The sequence below is a fragment of the Xanthomonas sp. D-36-1 genome (assembly GCF_017746155.1).
GTDB lineage: Bacteria > Pseudomonadota > Gammaproteobacteria > Xanthomonadales > Xanthomonadaceae > Xanthomonas > Xanthomonas cissicola.
Window position 1 is genome coordinate 1 of sequence record NZ_JAGHWR010000118.1, and the last position, 2718, is coordinate 2718.

Below are 2718 nucleotides of genomic sequence, written 5' to 3' on the forward strand. Positions count from 1 at the left end.
CGTCCTTGTTCTTGGTCGAACTGGGCGCAGAGATAATCGTGGCATCCACAATCGTCCCGCCGCGCAGGCTCTGACCCTTGCGCGACAGATGCGCGTTCACCCGATTGAACAGCTTGCGCGCCAAATCGTGCTGCTCCGGCAAACGGTCTGAGCGGGGGTGTGTCCCCTGGCGAGGTTAATTCAGGTAAGGGCGACGAAGCTCAGTTAGCGGCCCAGGGAGATCTAGGCCATCAGGATAGGCGTTGAGAGCGTCGGCCAGGCGCTGGTAAAGCTTGGAGATGCCGCAAGACATTGACAGCCAGGGGGTTTAAATACATAATTACGTATGTTAAGTATGAATTATGCGCATAAGGAGTGCAAAAATGGATTTATTTTTCAAGAAGCCGGGTGAAGTCCTTGCACTATTAGCTGAACGGCTTCGGCTTGAACGACTTCACTTGGGCTTGAAGCAAAGTGAAGTCGCCAAGAGGGCCGGTGTGGCGATGAGCACCATCTCCAATTTGGAAAATGGCCAGAGCGTCAGCTTGGACAACTGGGTGCGGGTGACCATGGCGTTAGGACGTGTCCAAGAGTTAGAAGCCTTGTTCTTGCCTAAACTGAATTCGGTTGATGAAATCTTGCGTTATGAGGAAAGCTCTTCTCGTCAAAGGATGAGGAACAAGCCATGAGCACAGTCAAACGTGTCGAGGTCTACTACGAAGGCTGGGGAGAGCGCTGGCATTGGGGCACCTTGGTCTCGACCAAACTGGCCATGCAGTATCCGCAGATCTCATTTCAGTATAGCGATGAGGCCAAAAAACGAAAAATCGAGTTGTCCAGTTATAAGCTTCCTTTAAATGGGCCTGATCTGCGCTCCGGTTTTCCGGACCATCAAATGGGGCTTCCGGGACCAGTCTATGATGCAATGCCCGATGGCTGGGGTTTGCTTCTCATGGATCGCTTGTTCAAGCAAAGAGGGCTGAACTCCGCTCGAATCGGTCCGTTGGAAAGACTGACATTTGTCGGAAGCAATGCGCTCGGGGCGCTGACGTTCGTGCCTGTTGCAGAAGAAGGGCAGCTTTCAACAGAAGATATTCCAATTGAAGATCTAGCTGCTGAGGTGCAAGAGGTCCAACAAGGAGAAGGCGGTGCTTTCTTGGAGCGTTTGGTTAAAATGGGTGGATCGCCGCAAGGTGCACGTCCCAAGGCTCTGCTCTATCGATATCCAGACGGTCGTTTCACGACGGCAGCAAGCGCGGAACTCGAACCTTGGTTGGTAAAGTTTCCTGCCAATCAAGAGCATCCGGAAGTATGCGCCATCGAAGATGCTTATGCGGCGTGTTTGCGTCAGTGCAAGATCGCAACGCCTCAAACGAATTATTTTTCCCTCCCCGGTGGTGGAGCCGCCTTTGCTTCCAGGCGCTTTGATCGTGTCAATGGTATGAGAGTGCCGATGCAAAGCTTGGCCGCTTTTACGGGGGCAGACTTTCGAAACACTGGTTCGCTCGACTATGTCAACTTCATCAGAGCCGCTCAAATGTGCACATTAGATTTGAGTCAGCGTGTTCTGGCTTTTGAACGAGCTCTGTTCAATGTAATTTTTAATAATCGCGATGACCATCCTAAAAACTTCGCCTTTTTGATGAATAAATTGGGGCAATGGTCATTGGCGCCCGCGTATGATGTGACGTTTTGCGAGGGGCCTGCGGGTTATCATCAGATGGACATTATGGGAGAGGCGCTGGATATTGGTCGTTCGCATCTCATTCAGCTTGCGATTGAAGAAGCAGAGATCCCATTCACTGATGCAGAGGCCATCATCGATCGTTTCGGCGGGGTAGGTAAAAAATTCTCTGAAATTGCAACAGCCTTGCATCCTAATGCGATAACCAAGAAAACCCTGAAACACATTCAGTCAACAATTGATGAAAATATTGCGCGGGCGGAAATCAAGTTCAGTCCACCTGTGAAAAATAGGTCTGGGCGGAAATTGTGATTAATTTTTAAGAGTGCTGACTTGCCAACGACGAGCCTCTGACAGGCGGATCAGTTGTCAGTTCAAGTAGGGACGACGAAGCTCAGTTAGCAGCCCAGAGAGATCCACACGGCCCTCAAGATACGCATTGAGGGCGTCGGCCATGTGCTGATCAACGCCAAAGCCAGCTGCGTTTTGTTGGGCGATCCAGCCTTCAACATGAGCTTGGCGGAGTTGATGTTCTTGCTGGTCGAGGGGCATAGCGGGGGAGTGGACGGCAGAAGACATAATGACGAATCCAGTGTTGTGGTTCTTCGATTCGTAGCAGAGAAGCCTTCGCCGTCAAGCCGATGTTTCTAAAAAATTCCAGAGTTTGTGAAAGGGTCACACAATACTAGGCGATGTGTCGATCCAGAGTGTCTATCAGATCTTTATCGCTTCCTTTTTGATGAGCAAGGGCAATCGCGAGCCATGGTGACGGAGTATTTTCGCCAGGCACGATCAGTTTACCGCGAAAACGTAGTTCATCTCCAAAGGTATTTGTTAAAACATGAGTGCTTTTATTGCTCTCGAATTGGCGAACCTGGTCAATAATGAAAGATTGGGGGATGACCTTTCCCCAATTTTCCTGCTGCTGTGCGTCCAGTTTTTTGAGTAGTGATGGTAATCCCCCCACTTTTAGCGGTCGCCAGAAGTGGAGCTAAGCGGCCATCGCCAACTTCATGGCAGGCGTGATGCCGCCGAGCGCCATATTCGGACGCTCG

At 50.8% G+C, this 2718-nt stretch carries 3 protein-coding genes and 1 pseudogene; 2 read left to right on the forward strand and 2 right to left on the reverse strand.

Translation table 11 applies throughout. The features are described from left to right. Positions 1–145, reverse strand: a pseudogene (locus tag J7367_RS21630) (IS5/IS1182 family transposase); the annotation flags it as partial. Between the two features lie 217 nt (positions 146–362). Between J7367_RS21630 and J7367_RS21635 the strand changes: the two are divergent. Then, positions 363–668, forward strand: a complete 306-nt coding sequence (locus J7367_RS21635; protein WP_019304622.1) for a helix-turn-helix transcriptional regulator — start codon at positions 363–365, stop codon at positions 666–668. Continuing rightward, a complete protein-coding gene (locus J7367_RS21640; protein WP_057664346.1) occupies positions 665–1975 on the forward strand; it encodes a type II toxin-antitoxin system HipA family toxin in 1311 nt (436 codons plus the stop codon). Before J7367_RS21635 ends, J7367_RS21640 begins: the two co-directional genes overlap by 4 nt. Positions 1976–2032: 57 nt before the next feature. Here J7367_RS21640 and J7367_RS21645 read toward each other — a convergent pair whose 3' ends face one another. Beyond that, entirely contained in the window at positions 2033–2242 is a 210-nt protein-coding gene (locus J7367_RS21645) for a hypothetical protein (protein WP_029561425.1), read from the reverse strand. Positions 2243–2718 lie beyond the last annotated feature (476 nt).

Excerpts from the sequence above, each read along its gene's own strand:
- J7367_RS21640 (WP_057664346.1), top strand. The coding sequence starts at position 665 with ATGAGCACAGTCAAACGTGTCGAGGTCTACTACGAAGGCTGGGGAGAG.
- J7367_RS21645 (WP_029561425.1), bottom strand. The coding sequence starts at position 2,242 with ATGTCTTCTGCCGTCCACTCCCCCGCTATGCCCCTCGACCAGCAAGAA.
- J7367_RS21635 (WP_019304622.1), top strand. The coding sequence starts at position 363 with ATGGATTTATTTTTCAAGAAGCCGGGTGAAGTCCTTGCACTATTAGCT.